At 57.5% G+C, this 17,873-nt stretch carries 19 protein-coding genes and 1 tRNA gene; 11 read left to right on the top strand and 9 right to left on the bottom strand.

Annotated features, from left to right (window positions below; all coding sequences use genetic code 11):
- Window positions 1-18 precede the first annotated feature (18 nt).
- The 3 genes from AC1RAC_RS26370 to AC1RAC_RS26360 are packed head-to-tail and all read right to left on the bottom strand — an operon-like array spanning window position 19 to window position 2,546.
- Entirely contained in the window at window positions 19-1,350 is a 1,332-nt protein-coding gene (locus tag AC1RAC_RS26370; RefSeq protein ID WP_054921264.1) for a hypothetical protein, read from the bottom strand.
- A gap of 27 nt (window positions 1,351-1,377) precedes the next feature.
- Complete coding sequence (locus tag AC1RAC_RS26365) at window positions 1,378-1,638, bottom strand: PAAR domain-containing protein (RefSeq protein ID WP_054921266.1); 261 nt, start codon at window positions 1,636-1,638, stop codon at window positions 1,378-1,380.
- Window positions 1,639-1,691: 53 nt separating this feature from the next.
- Window positions 1,692-2,546: a M15 family metallopeptidase gene (locus AC1RAC_RS26360; protein ID WP_082430485.1), complete on the bottom strand. Its 855-nt coding sequence runs from the start codon at window positions 2,544-2,546 to the stop codon at window positions 1,692-1,694.
- A 517-nt stretch (window positions 2,547-3,063) separates the two neighbouring features.
- Here AC1RAC_RS26360 and AC1RAC_RS26355 point away from each other — a divergent pair.
- The gene (locus tag AC1RAC_RS26355) at window positions 3,064-3,441 is read left to right on the top strand and encodes a hypothetical protein (RefSeq protein ID WP_139271539.1); all 378 of its coding nucleotides are present in this window, start codon (window positions 3,064-3,066) and stop codon (window positions 3,439-3,441) included.
- 21 nt (window positions 3,442-3,462) lie between these two features.
- On the opposite strand, the gene tssA is transcribed toward AC1RAC_RS26355, so the two are convergent.
- Window positions 3,463-4,533 carry a type VI secretion system protein TssA gene (gene tssA, locus AC1RAC_RS26350; RefSeq protein ID WP_200582952.1) on the bottom strand — a complete coding sequence of 357 codons (1,071 nt, stop codon included), beginning with the start codon at window positions 4,531-4,533 and terminating at the stop codon, window positions 3,463-3,465.
- A gap of 165 nt (window positions 4,534-4,698) precedes the next feature.
- On the opposite strand from tssA, the gene AC1RAC_RS26345 reads away from it, so the two are divergent.
- From AC1RAC_RS26345 to AC1RAC_RS26320, 6 genes are all read left to right on the top strand, one after another.
- Entirely contained in the window at window positions 4,699-7,461 is a 2,763-nt protein-coding gene (locus AC1RAC_RS26345; protein WP_492617117.1) for a type VI secretion system Vgr family protein, read from the top strand.
- Complete coding sequence (locus tag AC1RAC_RS26340) at window positions 7,458-8,363, top strand: DUF4123 domain-containing protein (protein ID WP_202889068.1); 906 nt, start codon at window positions 7,458-7,460, stop codon at window positions 8,361-8,363. The genes AC1RAC_RS26345 and AC1RAC_RS26340 overlap by 4 nt, the downstream gene beginning before the upstream one ends.
- A 190-nt stretch (window positions 8,364-8,553) precedes the next feature.
- On the top strand, window positions 8,554-9,045 hold the full coding sequence (locus AC1RAC_RS26335) for a DUF3304 domain-containing protein (RefSeq protein WP_072448726.1): 492 nt from the start codon (window positions 8,554-8,556) through the stop codon (window positions 9,043-9,045).
- Window positions 9,042-10,862 carry a phospholipase effector Tle1 domain-containing protein gene (locus AC1RAC_RS26330; RefSeq protein WP_197900595.1) on the top strand — a complete coding sequence of 607 codons (1,821 nt, stop codon included), beginning with the start codon at window positions 9,042-9,044 and terminating at the stop codon, window positions 10,860-10,862. Before AC1RAC_RS26335 ends, AC1RAC_RS26330 begins: the two co-directional genes overlap by 4 nt.
- Before the next feature lie 534 nt (window positions 10,863-11,396).
- Window positions 11,397-11,573, top strand: a complete 177-nt coding sequence (locus tag AC1RAC_RS26325) for a hypothetical protein (RefSeq protein WP_172415513.1) — start codon at window positions 11,397-11,399, stop codon at window positions 11,571-11,573.
- A 597-nt stretch (window positions 11,574-12,170) separates the two neighbouring features.
- Entirely contained in the window at window positions 12,171-12,395 is a 225-nt protein-coding gene (locus AC1RAC_RS26320) for a hypothetical protein (RefSeq protein ID WP_232241649.1), read from the top strand.
- Window positions 12,396-12,443: 48 nt separating this feature from the next.
- Here AC1RAC_RS26320 and AC1RAC_RS26315 read toward each other — a convergent pair whose 3' ends face one another.
- Both AC1RAC_RS26315 and AC1RAC_RS26310 read right to left on the bottom strand, forming a co-directional pair.
- Window positions 12,444-12,731 carry a helix-turn-helix domain-containing protein gene (locus AC1RAC_RS26315; RefSeq protein WP_072448728.1) on the bottom strand — a complete coding sequence of 96 codons (288 nt, stop codon included), beginning with the start codon at window positions 12,729-12,731 and terminating at the stop codon, window positions 12,444-12,446.
- 41 nt (window positions 12,732-12,772) lie between these two features.
- Window positions 12,773-12,928 (bottom strand): hypothetical protein, encoded by a 156-nt coding sequence (locus tag AC1RAC_RS26310; RefSeq protein ID WP_492617116.1) that lies wholly within the window; start codon window positions 12,926-12,928, stop codon window positions 12,773-12,775.
- 162 nt (window positions 12,929-13,090) lie between these two features.
- Here AC1RAC_RS26310 and AC1RAC_RS26305 point away from each other — a divergent pair, with 162 nt between their 5' ends.
- The 4 genes from AC1RAC_RS26305 to yecR all read left to right on the top strand — a co-directional run bounded on the left by AC1RAC_RS26305 (window position 13,091) and on the right by yecR (window position 15,110).
- Window positions 13,091-13,390: a hypothetical protein gene (locus AC1RAC_RS26305; RefSeq protein ID WP_054922084.1), complete on the top strand. Its 300-nt coding sequence runs from the start codon at window positions 13,091-13,093 to the stop codon at window positions 13,388-13,390.
- Between the two features lie 275 nt (window positions 13,391-13,665).
- Window positions 13,666-14,274 (top strand): hypothetical protein, encoded by a 609-nt coding sequence (locus AC1RAC_RS26300; protein ID WP_057978347.1) that lies wholly within the window; start codon window positions 13,666-13,668, stop codon window positions 14,272-14,274.
- A gap of 42 nt (window positions 14,275-14,316) precedes the next feature.
- Window positions 14,317-14,733, top strand: coding sequence for a hypothetical protein (locus AC1RAC_RS26295; RefSeq protein ID WP_057978349.1), 417 nt, complete (start codon window positions 14,317-14,319; stop codon window positions 14,731-14,733).
- Window positions 14,734-14,807: 74 nt separating this feature from the next.
- The gene (gene yecR, locus AC1RAC_RS26290; protein ID WP_054922080.1) at window positions 14,808-15,110 is read left to right on the top strand and encodes a YecR family lipoprotein; all 303 of its coding nucleotides are present in this window, start codon (window positions 14,808-14,810) and stop codon (window positions 15,108-15,110) included.
- 209 nt (window positions 15,111-15,319) lie between these two features.
- Here yecR and AC1RAC_RS26285 read toward each other — a convergent pair.
- The 3 genes from AC1RAC_RS26285 to uvrC form a co-directional block, all read right to left on the bottom strand.
- Window positions 15,320-15,395, bottom strand: a tRNA-Gly gene (locus tag AC1RAC_RS26285).
- Window positions 15,396-15,455: 60 nt separating this feature from the next.
- Window positions 15,456-16,016 (bottom strand): CDP-diacylglycerol--glycerol-3-phosphate 3-phosphatidyltransferase, encoded by a 561-nt coding sequence (gene pgsA, locus AC1RAC_RS26280; RefSeq protein ID WP_003190391.1) that lies wholly within the window; start codon window positions 16,014-16,016, stop codon window positions 15,456-15,458.
- A 32-nt stretch (window positions 16,017-16,048) separates the two neighbouring features.
- On the bottom strand, window positions 16,049-17,872 hold the full coding sequence (gene uvrC, locus AC1RAC_RS26275) for an excinuclease ABC subunit UvrC (protein WP_019821446.1): 1,824 nt from the start codon (window positions 17,870-17,872) through the stop codon (window positions 16,049-16,051).
- Window position 17,873 lies beyond the last annotated feature (1 nt).

The following is a 17,873-nucleotide window of genomic DNA, read 5'->3' as shown; positions in this document are numbered from 1 at the left end:
CTAACGTGATGCACAAATTCATGCGAGGTCCTGAAGAGGCGCTTGAGCCGGTAGCGGCGATGGTTGGATACGACAGATCGCTCGCCATAAAGGGTCTTGCACCGACACCAGCAAGGTGTCCTGCTGCGTCTCCAAACTGTTTGAGGCAGCCAAGGCCAATGAAGCCAGCGCTGTCACGGCGCCCATCTCGCCACAACACAGCGGCAAGCTCAGGCACTCATGGATTGGGTCGAGTTCTGGAAGCGTTGCGTGCAGAGCGACCAGAAGTTCGGTTTGACGAGAGGTTTGGTGGTCCGCATCAGCTATTACCGCGCTGATCGGTGAAGGGGCTGTGCTGTATTGCTCTAGCAGTTGTTGCAGAGACGCGGCGCGCACCTTGCCCGGCAAGTCGGCAGATTGCGTACGCTGGACGCTGCTAAACGGGTGAATAGCCGCCGCTACCGGCTCTGTGGCTGCTGGGACGCCCTGCGCGAGTAGTAGTGCGCACGCCCCCTCGCCGGAGACCTCCGGCAGCGTCTGCCATAACGCATCATCTTGAATGAACGAATCACTGGCAAGCACGACCTGCAGACGGAATTCAGGTTCCACACCATCGACAGCGCGCAACTGCTCAAGAAAACTCAGTACGCCGCGGGTGTCAGCCGCAGCGTGAACAGACACGGGACATGTCAGTCCAGCCTCGGAAAACCGACCAAGAGCTGATAGCAACCACTGGCGTGCCGTTGTTTGGGTCTCAATCGGCCAGCGAGTGGGGAGTAGGAAGTGGATCGGCAGGGGGTTAAGGCGCTCGTCTGTATCGACACATTCGCGCTCAAAATGGCGCACCAGTAAAGGTTCCAGCGCCTGTGTGGCCAACAGCAAGGCGCGCTGGACATCAAGAGGTAACGGGGCGCCCCGCTCTGAATCAATGAAGTCCTCTGTACTCACTCCGTCAATCCAGGCGATACGGCGCGCGAACCCGTCTGCGTTTTTCAGTGTGGGGTGAAGGGCCGGTCGTTCACGGGCTATCAACGCCTCGATAACAGTAACGGGTTCATCGCCGGGGGGCAGGGACAGGCTCCAATCCAGTATCCGAATCGGCATGACCCGTTCAGCGTCCGGCACGGGTTCAACACCGGCTAGATCCTTTGTAGCCCCCGACTGTCGGTGGCGCTTCAGCCATTCAAAGGTCTGGTACAGCCCCCAATACCCCAGGCACAAGGTCGACGGGATCACCAGGAAATGGGTAATGATGTCTTGTGCCGTCGGCAGACGGTAATGGTTACGCCAGGCCCATAATGTCACGCCCCACGTACCGATAAAGACCAACGCCACCCACAGCGTTTTGTAGCCAAGGACTCGTTTAAACATCAGATTCCATTCCTGCTTACCCTACGCTCACGGTCTGTAAGTTGTGGCCTGGCCAGCGATCAACACGGCGCCGCACGAGGTGGCATCGCCGTCTCGAGCAGCCGCCTTGTCGTCCACCTCATAGTCCTCGTCCCCAGTCGTGATCACCGTAGGACCATGGACCGGACAAGCCACCAGATCTCCAACGCGGGCGATGCCCTTGTCGTTGATCGTCGAATCCTCACTGGCCTCCATGACCATTCCGCCGTGGGTGGTCGCGTCCCCTTTTACAATCAAAGGTCGTGTCATCTTCTTTCTCCATGTTTGCCTAAGCTCAGCACTGCACAGCGCCTGCTCAGGGGTTAAGGCCTGGATCTGGCCGACGGCCCTCGGCCGGCAGTACGCAGTTCCACATGCCCGAAATCCATCAATTTCCAGCGTCCACCCCAGGTCAAGCCCAGCTCTTCGGCCACTTGGCCGTACAACTCATAGCCGCGCATCGCCCAGGGGTCTCTCTCGGTGATCACCAACTTCCCCTCGCGCAAAAAAGCACTGTCCGCCGCCAAACCGTACTGGTGGTAGCTCTGCCAGGCCTTGGCATTGGTCGTCCCAGGCAAGAGCCCCAGATCGTCTTGACGCTCAGGGCTGCGGTAGCCCTCAAGCAGCACCATTTCGTACCCATGGCGTTCCAGCATCACCTTGTAAACCACCAGCAAGCGCTGGACGAAGTCAGCATCCATCTTGTCCCATGAACGATCGGCCGCTCCGGTGCGAGGACGAATCCGCTCCACCTCCCGGGAGGTGAACACCTCCGGCGGCAGCGCGCGGGGCGGTACCAGCCGCTCACCACGCAACAGCTCTGCAATCAGGCTTGTGGGTTTCCCACGGTGGACATCGCTGCCATACCCTTCAAGCTCCACCGTTCCGCGCAAACTGAAAACCAACGCAGGAGGCACCAGCAACAGAAGAAGCATCAACCACACAAGGCCCTGATATTGAGCGAGCGGTGACAGCCAACGCTTATAACCAATCCCAAAGCGAACAAAACTATCGCTCACAAAAATAGAACTTTCCAACCAGACAAAGGGAATCTTCCTACAAGCTTTAAAGAAGCGAACTATTGATTTCGAAAACACCTCTGCACGTTCAGGAAACAACAACCACCAAAAGTAAGTAATCGCACTTGCAGCCAAGCAAAAAACCACGAGCAATAGCATCAAATATACAATCCACCGGAGAAGAATATGGAATTAGCACCGAACGATAGCTTCTTGCGCCGCGCCCAGCACACTATCAAAATGACAGCATTGAAAATTTTATATAGCTGCGCCTAAATTCTTAGCAATATTTTGCGCCATTTCAACTTGCCACCCAGCAAATAAGTGCAGGCCATCTCACTGGCGAAACAAACGCCAAACTCTGGAATCGGATGCTGTGACAACAAGTAATGCACACTCAAAAGCACCTAGCTTGTTAGCGGACACTCAAGACAGCAGCACTCCCGATATCCGCTCAACCAACACCGCGACCCCATCCAACATACGCTCAAATAAGACACTGCTAATCTGGTCGGGCGTCAGCGCACTGACCCTCATAACGGGGATGGCCTGGATATTCGATTCGTCACCCGAAGCCACTGGCACTCCCACGCCCAGCCAGGCTGTCAGCATCGCGACCGTACCCCCTGAAACCACTCACTACCCCACCACTACAGCTCAGCAAACGGAGTCGGAAATGCTTAGCGAATCCGCTCAGATCTTTAACGAGGCGCCTGCCCAGCAGCACACAGATCCCATCCCCACGACTGCCGCCAACCCGCCGTCCGTAGAAAAAGCACATCACATCCAACCCGCCAAACCTCAGCCCAGAGCCGCTGCCACACGCCCGGCGAACAGCATTACTCCCACACCTCGTTCAAGCGATGTAGATGTGTTGATTGCGCTGATGCGCTATATCGAAAGCCCGGATAACGATCTTCCACTGCCAGCGCGCGAAGCGCTGAAAGACCGCATCAGGGCTTGCCCAGCAGCCAATACCGAAGCGGGCATTGACTGTCGCCAACGTATTTGCGCTGACCTTCCGGGCTCGCCGAGTTTGTGCCCCTCCAAGTGAACTCGAGGGAATGCCAAGCGCTCAGCCGCCACTGTCGGCAACCTTGGCCACACCCAACACCTGCTCCAGGCGAACCAGTGCAGCGTCGTCTTTCAGCACAACTTTGAGCCATTCATGCAAGGGCATCTCCCCCCACTCAGCCGCTTGATTGGCCATGTAAGCCACCGGACTATGCGGCTCCGCCTGACTGAAATAATTTGCCACCTCGCGCAACCGACTCAACGCGTCATGACGCGAAGTGATACCCAGCACTGCACTCTGGGTATCGGCGACTGAAGGTACGGAGACAGGAGACAGCAACTGACTGGAATGCTGCTGAGGCCCTGGCACCTTAGGCTCACCCCTTCCCTGCACATCCACGCCAGCCTCTTTCGCAAACCGTTGAATGCTACTGGAGGCCGTGTCCAACGCGTCTCGAATCGACGCAAATCTCGGAGTCTGATCACCTAAACGAGCTTCGGCCTGGTGCTCCAGACTGCTCAGTGCAACCCCTGCGGCCTGAACCGCAAGCCACAGCTGCCGATAGAATCCCACCGGCGTTGCGGACCTGGCACGATCCAACTGCTCCAACGTCAGGTGCTCGGAATCCCCAAGGCGAACCGTTCCGGATCGCTGATGCGCTACTGCATAGTCAGAGAGTGTGTAGGACAACCCGTCATCGTCCACCACAGGGATCGACGATACCCAGCGCAGGCCCTGCTTGAGCAACCACGCCAAGCAACCGACACGCTGCTCAACATCGCCCTCGTCGATGGAGGGATACAGGTCGTCCCAGTACCGCTCAAACAAGCCTGCAATCAGGCTGAAACCTTGGGCCATGCCTGAAAAACCCTGGGTGTATACCCAACCCTCTGTCAGCCACCCCGCAACGCGAAGATCTTTACTGTTCTCTCGCAACAGTTTCGAACATCGTTTAACTACTTCCGGCCAATTGGCGACCTTAAGATCGGCAACCCATTCACCTTGCTCCAAAGTTGGATCGTCAAACTCTCGAAGTTTTTGTATGCCATCAAACTCAGATGAGTATGTAAGATCTTTTCCTGTTGCCTGTAGGCCATTTATCGGACTCAATAAAACTTCAAGATCAGACACTAAATTTTCCTGCCAACGATGCAATATTTTGATGTAAGTGATTACACTACACCCCGTCAGAAACTACGCTAGACAATCATCACTGTGTTTTTTTCGCTAGACAAGCCTGTGTCAAAAACTTTGTTGAGCCGCAGGGGAAAGCGTACGAAATGGATATCAAAGCCGATGAGCACAACTGCCGCGAACATCATCAGTGAAACGCGCCTGTACACACTTGAGTCAACACTAGACCAACTTCATGTAGAGCGCTGGTCCGGGCATGAGGTCCTGTCCAATCTTTACCGCTGGGATGTACTGGCCTTGAGTGGCAACCACACGTTGCCTCTCGATGCATTCCTCGGGCAAAAATTCACCCTATTGACCACCCTCGCGGATGGCAGCCGGTGCCGTCGCAGTGGGCTGGTCAATATGGCCCGACGCATCGGCAGTGACGGTACGCTGACCCGCTACCATGTGCAGTTGGTGCCCTGGCTGTGGATCCTGACCCAGAGTTTCCGTTCAAGGGTGTTTCAGGACAGCACCGTGCAGGGCATCATCAACCAGGTACTCACGGGTTATCCGGACTACGCGAGCTGGCACTTCACCCAGGACGCGGTGCAACTGCTCAGCGCAGTGCGGCCGCGTAGCTACTGCGTGCAGTACCGCGAGAGTGACTTCACTTTTGTGCAGCGACTACTGGCCGAAGAAGGCTTGGGCTATTGCTTCGTTGAAGATGAACGAAGCCCTAGCGGACAACGCCTGATTATCTTCGGCGACAGCCCCACACTGCCTGAGGATCCCACCTCCTCCAGCGCGACTGGTTTGCGCTTTCATCGCGCCGATGCGACGCAAGTGCAGGACACCATTCAGGGTATGGGGCGCGTCCATCAGTTGGGTAGCCACCGCGTCACGCTAATGAGCTGCGACTATAAAAGTCGTCAGGCCATCAGTGCATCACGCCCTATCGGTCAAGAACGCGAAGGCCTGGAAAGCTACGACCCAGTGGGCGACTACGCCTTTGCCACTCTCAGCGAAGCCGAACATTACACCGGGTTGCACATCGAGGCGATGCAAACGGAGCACGCCTTTTGGCAAGGCCGCGGCACCGTACGCAGCGCGCGGGCGGGCACGCGGTTTCATCTCGGTGAGACGCCCTGGCCCGACGCCGAACCGATGCGTGACATGCAAGACTTTCTCTTCACCGAGGTACGCAGCTACGGCATCAACAATCTGGAGTTTGGAGTTCCTGAACTGGATGCTGATCCGGCGGCATTGCTGCAGTTGGAAGCGCTCGACGCCGAAGTGCTCCGTGAAGCAAACCGCAGTGGCTTCGCACAGCAATTTCGTGCAGTGCTGCACACCCAACGTTGGCGCCCTACCCTCGAAGACGGTACAGGCCAACGCCTGAATCCACGTCCGACCGCCCACGGCCCACAGACCGCGCTGGTCGTTGGCCCCGAGGGTGAAACCACGCCCGGCAGCGATGGGCCACTGCACTGTGATGCACTGGGTCGCGTCCGGGTGCGCTTTCATTGGCAGGCCGAAAACGACCGCGGCGCTTGCTGGGTTCGGGTCGGTCAAGCGTTCGCTGGCAAGGGCTTCGGTGCGCAGTTCCTTCCACGCATTGGTCAGGAAGTGCTGGTGCATTTCGTCAATGGCGACATCGACCGGCCGATCATCTCCAAGGCGCTGTATAACGGTCGCGGTGAAGGCGGCGTTGCGCCCACCCCGGGCGGCGCCCCAGGCGAAAGCAATCTGTCGGTCTATGCAAAGGCCACCGATGAGCATCCCAGCGCCGAAGCCAATCTGGCCGGCGGCAATAGCCCTGCCTGGCACGGCGGTGGTGCAGGCGAAACGTTGCACCGCAATGCGGCGGCGTTGTCCGGGTTCAAAACCCAAGGATTTGATGGCCAGGGTCATAACCAATTGGTGTTCGACGACAGTGACCAGCAAGGCCGTGTGCAGATGGCAACCACCCAAGCGCATACCCAGCTCAACCTGGGCCACCTGATTCATCAGGCGGGCAACTACCGAGGTAGCTTTCGCGGCCTGGGGTTTGAACTGCGTACCGACGCCTACGGCTCGATTCGCGCGGCCAACGGCTTGCTCGTCAGCACCTATGCCATCGACCCGCAAACCCCGGCCGGCGATGCCGTCGCCGCACAGGCGTTACTGCAACAGCAACGTGACCTGGCCGAACGTTTTGACCTGGCCGCGCAGATCCATCAAACCGTGCCGCTGGCCGCGCATCGCGGGGTGCAGAAAGCCAATCAAAGCCTGCTGATCGACGACCAGTCGCCGCTCCAGGCCCTACACACCAGCCTGAATACCACGGTAACCAGCGAGCAACTCGCCCAGGCCATCGACGAAGCTGCGCAACGTAATCCCCATCACGCGATTCCCCACAGCGGTGATGCGCTACTGACCCTGAGTGCTCGTGACAGTATCGCCAAAATTGCGGGTCAGTCACTGCAATGGACTGCCGGAGAGACCCTCACCCTCGGTAGCGGTTACGACACCCACATGGCGACAGGAGGCAGTTTGCGCATGCATAGCGGCCAGGCCATCGGCTACCTTGCCGGCGCGCAAAAGGCCGAGGGTATTGGGTTGGCAATGATCGCCAGCGCCGGGCCTGTGGATGTGCAGGCGCAGCGAGGTGATATCAACCTTAGCGCTCAAGACGAGTTGAAGATCATCTCGATCGATGCGGAGGCGGAAATGGCGGCGGGGACAACACTCCATCTAGCGGTGGATGGGGGCGCCAGCCTGACGATGGAAGGCGGCAACATTACGTTTGCCTGTCCGGGGACGATCAAGGTGTATGCCAGCAAGAAATCGTTCACCGGCCCAACACAACAGTTTTTCGCATTTCCTCAGTTCCCGCGCAGCAGTTGCAAGAGCTGTATTCTGGATGCCATGCGCCAAGGTACTCCGGGGGTATTGGTGTGATACGACGTTATGCCATCATCGACAGCGCACAACGACCCCGTTTCCATGAGCGGCTGGCCAGGCTGGGCGTGCCTTACCGCTCGCTGTTCGAAGGGCATGCGGAGGCCAGCCTGAAGGATATCGCGCCGCTGCTCGTCGAGTATCCCGAGACTACGCCGCTGCCGAAGCTGGTGGCGGAAATAGAAGCCTTAGGAAGTACTAAGCCGGCCGTTAGTTTTTGGTGGAGCGCCCTGGACCTAGAGACGCTTGCACAGCATTTCCACGTATTCCATCTCGTCAAGGTACCGGAGAAAGGTGGCCGCGAAATGCTGCTGCGCTGGTACGACACCCGTGTTCTTCCCGAGCTGCTGTCATTGATGACGCCAGCGCAACGGGCCGTATTTCTGGATCACGTGCAACAGCTCCATTACTACGACCGCTTCGGTGAGCGACAGGAATGGTTGCTCATGGACGTACCTCTGGAAGGTCTCCCTGCTCTGCCACCGCTTCAATTGGATGAAACGCAGTACGCCCGGTTGCTCGATGCCTGCGAGCCCGACGTGGCAATCGCGCAACTACGACGAGTGATTCCTGATGAGATGCGCAGGCTTCCATATCACGTGCTGCACCCGTTCGTAGCCCTTCACATGCAGGACACCGTCGCGCATGGCGTAGATCAGGTCGATGACCATGTGCAGTACCTTTTGCTGGCGCTGTACACCTCGGGCGGATGCCGGAACCACCCGGCGGTGCGGGAGCGTCTTGCCGGCAAAAGTGATGACTGTGATCTGTCGTTCTCCGACTGGGCATTGAGCCTGTCAGAGGATGTTTGGCTGAGTGGTACACCTTTGTGGGAGACCTCTTCGGCAAAGGCGCCCGACGGCGTTAATGACCTACAGGACATGCAATGCAAAGAGTCTTAACGCGCCATTCTGGGTGCCTGCCGGAAGATGGCTTGCACAAATTGCCCAAAGCGCCACAGCTAGAACCTAATCGAGAAGACATTACGAGGTGCAGGCGCTCATGCTGCCAGCATAACGAGGCCAAGATTGCACATCATGAAAGGCTGGTGCACTCGTGCAGAGCTATCACAACAAAAATGGAGAAGTGGGAATGCGTCTGAAACCAATCTGGCTCTGGCTGCTTGGTCTTTTGTTTCTCCTGAGCCTGACGGCAGTGGCTTGCAGGCCAGGTTCAAAAATGAGTTCTGTGGGTGTGGTCGGCTATAACCATACGGATACCACGATCGTTCAGTTTGTTCTGGATGGGGGTGGAGGAGAAAGTTTCATTCGCGCTCACCGGGGCGGTGGCAGTACCAGTTGCTGTACGTCAATACCCGACAGGTGGCACCCTGGCTATGAGGTCGCGATTGAATGGACCACCGATTTGGAAAATTTTAAGCAAAAGGTAGTGGCCGTTCCAGAATACGACGCGAGGGCTTCACGGATGGCAGTCCACTTTTTGCGCAACGGAGACGTGAAAATCTTTGTGACATCACTTTCTCTTGGGCATCCGGATTACCCTTTAACAGGCCCTGAAGCAGGTTTGAACGAAGGTGAGGATCCGATCAGAGATGAGTGGCGAAATCAGGGGAGAAAATCATGAACGCTCGTACAGCTACCGGTGCGCAATCAATGCCGGCAAGTGGTTTTCGATCGCTCACAGGACCACAGGCCCAGCGGAGGGCCAAGGCGTTGGCCTGCCGACGTGAGAAAGGTTCAGAATGTCAAGGACAAGTACATGTCAATATTTTTTTTGACGGCACTGGCAACAACAAGGATTGGGCTGGCACCTATGTACACGGGAAACGTCGCAGTAAAAAGACACAGCGTGAGCGGAACGGACATAGCAACGTCGCACGATTATACGATGTAAGGTTACAGGAAGAGTCAAGTGGCACGTTCAATTACTATATCCCGGGAGTTGGAACTCCATTTTCAGACATTGGTGACTCTAGCGAAGAAGGCGACATGCTTGGCGGCGCAGCCGCCAGGTACGGCGCAGAACGAATCAACTGGGCTATCCTCCAAGTCTTTAACTCGATTCACCAATACGTCGCTGATGATCAACTGATTCACCGCGATCAGATGGAGACCGCCGTTAAAGAAATGTTTATTTTTGCGCCAGTTGAGAGCGTGATCCGCAAGGTCAAGTTTGAAAGACGGGCCGCCCAATTGGAAGAAGTGGTGAAGGGTGGACCGAAGCACATAAAATCAGTCCACGTATCCGTATTTGGATTTTCGCGCGGCGCGGCGCAGGCGCGCGCCTTTTTACACCGTCTGTATGCATTCACCGACGCATGGGGCAGCGGCTGCGGACACAATATCGCGGGAGTTCCCCTGTACGTTAACTTCCTCGGCATCTTCGACACCGTCGCCTCAGTTGGCTTGGCATCAATGAGCAGGGTGTCGGATGGCAAGTGGAACTGGGCATCGGGCGCATTGATGAGTGTTCACCCGGAGGCAAAACAATCCGTGCATTTTGCGGCCCTGCACGAGCAGCGCATCAATTTCCCGCTGGACCTCGCCACAAGCGGCGAGGAGAGACTATATCCTGGGATGCATTCGGATGTGGGCGGAGGCTACTCGCCGGGAGGACAGGGAAAGGACTTTGTGGATAGCAAGGCGGATGGTACGGCTAAGCTGTCGCAGATCCCGTTGATCGACATGCACCACGAGGCGATTAAGGCAGGTGTACTGCTCATGACCATCGAAGAGATCAGACAAGATCCGATAGAGGCTAAGCACTTCGGTTGTCATCCTCAGTTGATCCGCGACTACAATACGTGGTTGAAAGATCATACTATCGAAGCTGGCCCACATGCGCAGCAGATCCGCAAGCATTCCCAACAGTACGTGGCCTGGAAGGGTAAACGTTTCTGGAAGGGACCTGAGAACCTGAAACAGCAGCCATTCTATAAGCAGTGCGACGCCGAGGATCTCTATGATCTAAATAACGCCCACCGCGACTTCAGCCAGTTGGTAGCCAAGCTTGCGCAGGATCGTAAAGAATGGCTTGCGCACCAGGCAACGCTGAAGCGCATTGAGGTGGCGCGCAGGACCGGACAGTTGATACTTGAGCCCACCCCCCATCCATCAATGGCGGCGAACAATTACGCTCGCCTACCTACCGAAACTCGCAACCTGGCGGAGCTAGTGCTGAACCGAACGCCAGTGCCTGAAGCCAGTACCGTGCTGTTCGACAAGTATGTACATGACTCGCTCGCCGGTTTCTACCTGTATACCAGGACCGAGTTGAACATCCCTAAATTCAAGACCGTCGGGTATCTACGCTATCGTTCGGTCTTCAGCGTGGCCGGGAGCAGACCGCAGGATTGCCGTGACCCGGCCAAGGCTCCGTCGGGCAATGTTCCATCCGTCGGCGGTGCTTTCCAGCAGCTAGGTAACACGATGGGGCGTTGAGCGTGGCCCATCGGGCGCTTTCTCTTGATGGAATGGGCAGTAGCTAAGATCGTCGTGTTATAGGCGAACACGGCCAAGTGCTGCATGCAGAGGTGATGCACATAACAAGCCGAACACGCAGTATGTTGCGAAGACGTTAGTGCCCCCCAGATCGCCGATCGGGTTTGTCGTACTCATCGCATACTTGAGTTCACACCGACTCTTATTTTTGATCCCGGTGCCGAGCCGCTGGAGAGTTTACCGCTGCTCGATACCTGATCGCTGTCCTCTTCGAGCCCCGTTTCCGGGGCTCTCTTCATTTCCTCTTGTGCAGTAACGACTAGGGCCATCAAGCGTAGTCAACAGAACGCGTCTAGGTCGGAGTCACACCCGACTTTTGACAGCAAAACCACCTATAGAAAAATATTTCACACAGTTCAAAACAGGTTTCTACACTCACCTCAAATGCCCCGTCATTTATTTGATCAGACTACCCAGGCAGGGTCGAGCTACCCGACATAATCAGCTGGCTTTTCGCAACATAGGACGAAGTTCATGCTGTCAAGTAAAGGGGTTTCACATCTGTTTTTTGTATTCTGGCAAAGACGCCGGCTGCGCATCCTCACGGATGAAGAAGCACGTTTGATTGAACACTTCCGCACGCTGTCGGAAACCGACCGGGTGGCGATGCGCTATTTGACCTGCGCCTTCAAGGAGGTGTCCCGTTTCTGACAGATTCGCACCTCCCCACCGCCAATCTGACCATGGAGGCCAGTTTGGCGGGCTCTCCGCTCAATCGCACCTTCATTCAACCGGGTTTGAAAGATCACTCCTACATCGTTGCCAAGCCCTTCCGACAGCCCCTTCTGAAAAACTCAGCAGTCACGAAAAATGACGAGCCCTTTTCTACAATAAACGTTATGTATTCAGTTGTTCTGGGCAAGAAGCCCGCGTCTCCATTCACCTCATGAAGAACTTGGATCATGCTAAATACCTCATTTTTTCCCTCATTACGTACCGCCATCGGTACAGCCCTGCGGCCCCGACAGCTCAACCGAGAGGAAGAGCGCCTGGTCCACTACTACCGTTGCTTGTCGGAACAGGATCGTGAAGCAGTGCGCTGCCTGATGTTTGCGGTCAGGGAAACCAGCGAGGCGAACACCCTCACCCATAAAAAGTGATGCCGTCATGGGTCAGCGAACGATGGAAGTACCTGCGGGTTGGACATCTAGCCGGCAGCCAGTCACTAACACCCTCGCGATGGACTTTTCTACCCAGCTAGAGCATGCCTGCTGAAGCCCCATCGCCGTGGAGGATCTGCATCTCCCCATGCCCGCCTTCGTCACCCTCCAGCCTCGATTCCCCTTCGGTGGCCTGACCATTTCCCGCTGTGTGGACGCCCTGATCCGGCAGGATCTGCTCGACCCGCTGCCCTATGTGCGCCGGCACATCTGCGGTGATTGGGGCGATGTGCGCGCAGAGCATCGCCGCTACGGCGACCCACCTGATATTGCGAACCGTCGCGTCGTAACTCAATCAACCACCAGACCTTGAGCCCCAGCCTGTCGAGGGCTCTCTGCCATGTGCTCGCGCAGGGCTTCGCTACTCGCTTGTCGCCGGGAATTTCTCGCCAGCCCCTGTTTCCAGCCACTGTGCATTAACGCTCAACAGCCTGGCTAACTTATCGAGCTGCGAGTGCGGGATACCACGAGAAAACCAATTGGTCAGCCGCTGGGGGCTGATCTTCAGAAATAGCGCGAAATCCATTGGCGCGATCTTGCACTCCGACAGCACTACCCGCAGACGCACGCCGGAACATTCCGCGCTGGCAGCGCGAAGCGTCGTTGATCGTCGCCCTGTGCGCGCTTCTTTCCCCTGCCCGTAGCCCATTCCTTGCTCCTTGTGTAGCTCCATGTGTTTTTTTGCCTCTTTCACACTGCGGGTTCACTGAGTATAAACGCCGCGTTCACCGGTTCCAGTTCCCATGGCGCATAGTTCATTCGGGTGAGCATTGGGCGCGTCATGCGGCGTGGCAGAGCCGGATAACCGCTTGGGTTGTTGTAGCCGATTTCCGTCAGCCCCAACATGCTCCACCGTAGCTTCCGTCTCGATTTCCTCCAGGTGATTGTGGGTCCCACTACGCACTCCTAGACTCCGCCGCCGTAGGGAAAATCTCTGTCCCCTCATTATTCCCACAGGCGGCACGGCGCACAATTTCTGGTCGCCGCCACTCGCAAGGAGCCACACCCATGACCAAGACCTCAACCGCCCTCCTCCTGCTCGCACTGACCAGCCTGCTGGCCGGCTGCACCACCAATCCCAACGTATTGCAGATACACAAAGTCACAGCAGAGGCGATTGGCTTGGCCTCTACGGATGAGCTGACCATGGGCCCGGTCACCAAGAGCAAGGAGGACTTCCTGGGCGGCGCTGAACTGAACTTCAAAGCCACGACCGCCAAGGGCCGTGTGTTCAACTGCTCGACGGTCATGACTCCAGGCATCCTGCTTGAGCCGCCGAAGTACTCGCGCCTGACCTGCACGAAGTAACCCTGACAACCGGTGCGGGCATCGCACGCACCGGCTATGTGGATGGACGTCGGCGTGCCACCCTCCAATTTCTGGAGCGTTTTCACTACCGTGATACCGCCCCCACAACGCCATTGAAAGACACCTCCTACAGACCCAGCGCATGGGTTCGCAGGACGCGTCCTGATTGCGCCCACGTTATTGAAGCCCACGGATGACACTGCCTAGGATGTGCCCACTCGCTCATTTGATTGAGCCTTGGCCCTCCCAGCGTCCACGACAGGAGTCGATTGACCATGTACAACAACATCACCCTCGGTTTGCGAAAGCGCCTGCTCGCAGGTTCGACCTTCGCCCTCTTATCGCTAAGCGCAGCCCCCGCGCTGGCCACCGATTGGTGGATGATCTTTGGCACCGGCGACACGCCTAACAGAGACCTGTTCTTCGCCGATACACAGTCGGTAAAAGCCACACAACAAGACCCGCAAAACACACAGCTGACGGTCGTGCAGGTGTTCGAAAGTCCCAACAGCCCCAACTACGTGAGCTACACGCTGGAGCTGCAATGCGCGCAACGACAGCTCAGGGTGAACTCGGCCACCGCCTACCTGCGCGCCGGGGCCACCACGGTGCTGCCGGCGCCTAAACGCTGGGTGCCGGTGCCCAAGAGCTGGCTGGAGCATGGCTATGACTTCGCCTGCGCACCAGGCAAACGCAAGTCCAACGCCATGATGCCAATGGGCGTTGGCTCCATCGACAACGCACAACTGGTAGCGATCACGCAGCAAGGCCTATTCAATCAGTTGCCGGGTAATCAGCCGATCCGCATTGAGTCCAAGAAGAGCAGCACCGAGGACGTGATGCGCGACCTCAATTTCCTCTTGGGCGCACCTGAGAAAAAATGACCTCCGGCGCCAACCGGCACGCTTGAATAATGAGTGATCAACATGAAATACACAGGCGCATTGGCCTTGGCCCTCGTACTGCTGCAGACCGGCTGCGTCAGTTTTGACACCGTCCCGGAAATGTACGCGCGCAGCCAATGGAAAGGCCGCCCGGCGCAGGACGCCCTCAATTTCTTTGGTCCACCCCAAAAAATGGATCGCACCGCTGACGACCAGCATGTGGTGATGCAGTGGTACCGCGACACGTCCTACAACAGCAATGAGGTGGTGGCACAAAGCGCGGAAAGGCAGGGCAACGTGATGGTGCACACCAACTATTGGGCAACCGTCAATAACCCGAATCGCTGCATCCTTTCCATCATCGTCGATCAGGACAGAAAGATTGTCGGGTTTGAAGCCGATGAAGGCGAGTTGCTGCTGTCCAGTGGCTGCCAGTCGGTCAAATTTGGGCCGCCTTAAGGCGACCTACGCTAAGGCTGGCTAACAAAAAAACACCTGACAAATGTCATTTCCATGAAGGATCGTCCTCGACAATGAAATCCATCATCGTCGCCATCGCCCTACCGCTCTTTGCAGGCTGCGCAACGCCGAAATATTGGGAGGCCACCGGCGGCAACCCGTCCGACGGCCTTGTGCAACTCTTCTACGTACGGACGCCGTTTGAGTACGCGCAGATCCGGGAGTCCCAAGGGTTGGCGATTGCCACGGGGCGCTGCCAGTTTTGGAACTACGCGCGCGCTGAGCGCGCAGGCGCGCAAAAATCCGTGTGCCACACGATGGGGCAATTCCACTGCCTGGAAACCACCGTTACTCAGGATTATCGGTGCCAGAAGTGACACCCTCCCAAGGCGTCGAGGCGCATCGGGAAGTTGAGCGAACAGTAGTTGGCCTGGCGACCCAGGCGAACTGAGCGGATCTGGTAACATACGAACTTGAGCGCGTCCCCTACGGTTGTGCGCACAAACAAAAAAGACGCCTAAGCGTCTATTCCGTAAATCACAAGCAAAAAAAAGCCACTCGTTAGAGTGGCTTTTTCATTAATGCTTGGAGCGGGAAACGAGACTCGAACTCGCGACCCCGACCTTGGCAAGGTCGTGCTCTACCAACTGAGCTATTCCCGCTTGGTGATGCGCATTCTATAGAATCCTCAGCACCCGTCAACCCCTTGATTCAAAAAAGTTTTATTTCTTTTCAACGGTGGTTCGCAGATGGGGCCAGGCCGCACGCAGATATTGCAGCATGGACCACAGGGTCAGGCCGGCCGCGACCAGCAGCAAGGCGTAGCCCGTGAGCACCCAGAACGAGAAGTCCGACGGGTTGGCCAGCAGGATCACCAGCGCGAGCATCTGCGCGGCCGTCTTCCATTTGCCCATGTTGGAAACGGCGACGTGGGCGCGCGCGCCGATTTCGGCCATCCATTCGCGCAGTGCCGAGACGACGATTTCGCGGCCGATGATGACGGCGGCCGGGAGGGTCAGCCACAGGTTGCCGTGTTCCTGCACTAGCAGCACCAGGGCGACGGCGACCATGAGTTTGTCGGCCACGGGGTCGAGGAACGCGCCGAAGGGCGTGCTCTGTTCCAGGCGACGCGCCAGGTAGCCGTCGAGCCAGTCGGTGGCGGCTGCGAAGGCGAATACCGAACTGGAGGCGACGTAGCTCCATTCATACGGCAAATAGAACAACAATATGAAAATCGGGATAAGCAGGACGCGTAGAACGGTGATCAGATTAGGGATATTCATCGGCACAACTGGCTACGAGGTGAGAAGGCATTCTATTCGCTATGCAGATTGGCATAAATCAATTCAGCGAGCTTTTTACTGATACCGGGTGCTTTGGCTATTTCGTCAATGCTGGCACGGGAGAGCTCCTGCAAGCCACCAAAATGTTTAAGCAAGTCGCGACGCCGCGTCGGGCCAACCCCCGCAACCCCTTCCAGGGTTGAGGTTCGCCGGGTTTTGCCACGGCGGGCGCGGTGGCCGGTAATGGCGAAACGGTGCGCTTCGTCGCGAATTTGTTGAATCAGGTGCAGTGCGGGTGAGTCGCCCTTCAACGTGAACTCATGGGCGGCATCATTCAAGTACAACGTCTCGAAACCGGCCTTGCGCGTGGTGCCCTTGGCCACACCGAGCAGGATCAGGTCGGGCACCGCCAGTTCGTTGAGCACGTCACGGGCCATGGATAACTGGCCCTTGCCCCCGTCTACCAGCAGGATATCGGGCAACTTGCCCTCCCCGTCCTTCAACTTGCTGAATCGCCGCGTGAGCGCCTGGTGCATGGCGGCGTAGTCATCGCCTGCGGTAACGCCTTCGATGTTGTAGCGCCGGTAGTCGGCCTTGATCGGCCCTTCCGGTCCGAATACCACGCAGGAGGCCACCGTGGCCTCACCGCTGGAGTGGCTGATGTCGTAGCACTCCAGGCGCTGGGGCGGCTCATCCAGGTTTAGGACCTCGGCCAGGGCGTCGAAGCGTGCGGCAACGTGCTGTCGATTGGCCAGGCGTGCACCCAGGGCCTGTTCAGCGTTGGTGACGGCCAGTTGCTGCCAGCGAGCACGGGTGCCGCGTACGCGGTGGCTGATGTCCAGCTCGCGGCCGCGCAGCTCGTGGATGGCCTCGATCAAGGTGGGGAAGTCTTCGTGCACCACGTTGACGATCAGTTCAGACGGCAGGTCGCGCTCAGGGCTGCTGACGTAGTACTGGCCAAGGAACGCGGCCATGACCTCTGCCACGTCTTCGTCGATACCGGTCTGCGGGAAGAAGTTCTTGCTGCCTAATACCCGCCCGCCTCGTACGCTGATCAGGTGCACACAGGCGCCGCCCGGGTTGACGAACGCGGCGATCACGTCGACGTCACCGGTGCCGCCTTCCATGCTTTGCTGGTCCTGGACACGGCGCAGCAGGGAGATCTGGTCGCGCAGTTCGGCAGCCTTTTCGAAATCGAGGGTGCTGGCGGCCTGCTCCATGGCCCCGGACAGCTCATCGGTGAGTGCGTTGCTGCGCCCTTCGAGGAACATCACCGAATGGCGCACATCCTCGGCGTACTCCGAAGGTTCCACCAGGCCCACGCAGGGCGCCTTGCAGCGCTTGATCTGATATTGCAGGCACGGCCGGGTGCGGTTCTTGTAGAAGCTGTCTTCGCATTGACGCACAAAAAAGGTTTTTTGCAGCAGGCTCAGGCTTTCACGAATCGCCCCGGCGCTGGGATAAGGCCCGAAGTACTTGCCCTTCTGCTTTTTTGCCCCGCGGTGAATGCTCAGGCGCGGAAAGTTGCCATCCGATAAAAACACGTAAGGGTAGGATTTATCATCACGCAGCAGGATGTTGTAAGGCGGCCGCCATTCCTTGATCAGCGTCTGCTCAAGCAGCAGCGCCTCGGTTTCATTGGCGGTGATGGTGGTTTCGACCTGGGCGATACGCGCCACCAGGGCGGCGGTTTTCGGCGCAAGGCCGGTCTTGCGAAAGTAGCTCGCCAGACGGTTCTTCAGGTTCTTGGCTTTGCCCACGTAAAGTAGACGCGCCTCGCTGTCGAACATGCGGTACACGCCGGGGCGGCCACTGCAGGTGGAGAGAAAGGCACTCGGATCAAACGGTGTGGTCATG

This window comes from Pseudomonas sp. GW823-FHT02F05, from assembly GCF_058797315.1.
This window is presented reverse-complemented; position numbering and strand designations above follow the sequence as displayed.

What these genes read in the sequence shown, in the direction of transcription:
- AC1RAC_RS26370 (WP_054921264.1), bottom strand. Translation starts at nt 1,350, where the DNA reads ATGTTTAAACGAGTCCTTGGCTACAAAACGCTGTGGGTGGCGTTGGTC.
- AC1RAC_RS26365 (WP_054921266.1), bottom strand. Translation starts at nt 1,638, where the DNA reads ATGACACGACCTTTGATTGTAAAAGGGGACGCGACCACCCACGGCGGA.
- AC1RAC_RS26360 (WP_082430485.1), bottom strand. Translation starts at nt 2,546, where the DNA reads ATGCTATTGCTCGTGGTTTTTTGCTTGGCTGCAAGTGCGATTACTTAC.
- AC1RAC_RS26355 (WP_139271539.1), top strand. Translation starts at nt 3,064, where the DNA reads ATGCTTAGCGAATCCGCTCAGATCTTTAACGAGGCGCCTGCCCAGCAG.
- AC1RAC_RS26345 (WP_492617117.1), top strand. Translation starts at nt 4,699, where the DNA reads ATGAGCACAACTGCCGCGAACATCATCAGTGAAACGCGCCTGTACACA.
- AC1RAC_RS26335 (WP_072448726.1), top strand. Translation starts at nt 8,554, where the DNA reads ATGCGTCTGAAACCAATCTGGCTCTGGCTGCTTGGTCTTTTGTTTCTC.
- AC1RAC_RS26330 (WP_197900595.1), top strand. Translation starts at nt 9,042, where the DNA reads ATGAACGCTCGTACAGCTACCGGTGCGCAATCAATGCCGGCAAGTGGT.
- AC1RAC_RS26325 (WP_172415513.1), top strand. Translation starts at nt 11,397, where the DNA reads ATGCTGTCAAGTAAAGGGGTTTCACATCTGTTTTTTGTATTCTGGCAA.
- AC1RAC_RS26320 (WP_232241649.1), top strand. Translation starts at nt 12,171, where the DNA reads ATGCCCGCCTTCGTCACCCTCCAGCCTCGATTCCCCTTCGGTGGCCTG.
- AC1RAC_RS26315 (WP_072448728.1), bottom strand. Translation starts at nt 12,731, where the DNA reads ATGGGCTACGGGCAGGGGAAAGAAGCGCGCACAGGGCGACGATCAACG.
- AC1RAC_RS26310 (WP_492617116.1), bottom strand. Translation starts at nt 12,928, where the DNA reads ATGTTGGGGCTGACGGAAATCGGCTACAACAACCCAAGCGGTTATCCG.
- AC1RAC_RS26305 (WP_054922084.1), top strand. Translation starts at nt 13,091, where the DNA reads ATGACCAAGACCTCAACCGCCCTCCTCCTGCTCGCACTGACCAGCCTG.
- AC1RAC_RS26300 (WP_057978347.1), top strand. Translation starts at nt 13,666, where the DNA reads ATGTACAACAACATCACCCTCGGTTTGCGAAAGCGCCTGCTCGCAGGT.
- AC1RAC_RS26295 (WP_057978349.1), top strand. Translation starts at nt 14,317, where the DNA reads ATGAAATACACAGGCGCATTGGCCTTGGCCCTCGTACTGCTGCAGACC.
- yecR (WP_054922080.1), top strand. Translation starts at nt 14,808, where the DNA reads ATGAAATCCATCATCGTCGCCATCGCCCTACCGCTCTTTGCAGGCTGC.
- pgsA (WP_003190391.1), bottom strand. Translation starts at nt 16,016, where the DNA reads ATGAATATCCCTAATCTGATCACCGTTCTACGCGTCCTGCTTATCCCG.
- uvrC (WP_019821446.1), bottom strand. Translation starts at nt 17,872, where the DNA reads ATGACCACACCGTTTGATCCGAGTGCCTTTCTCTCCACCTGCAGTGGC.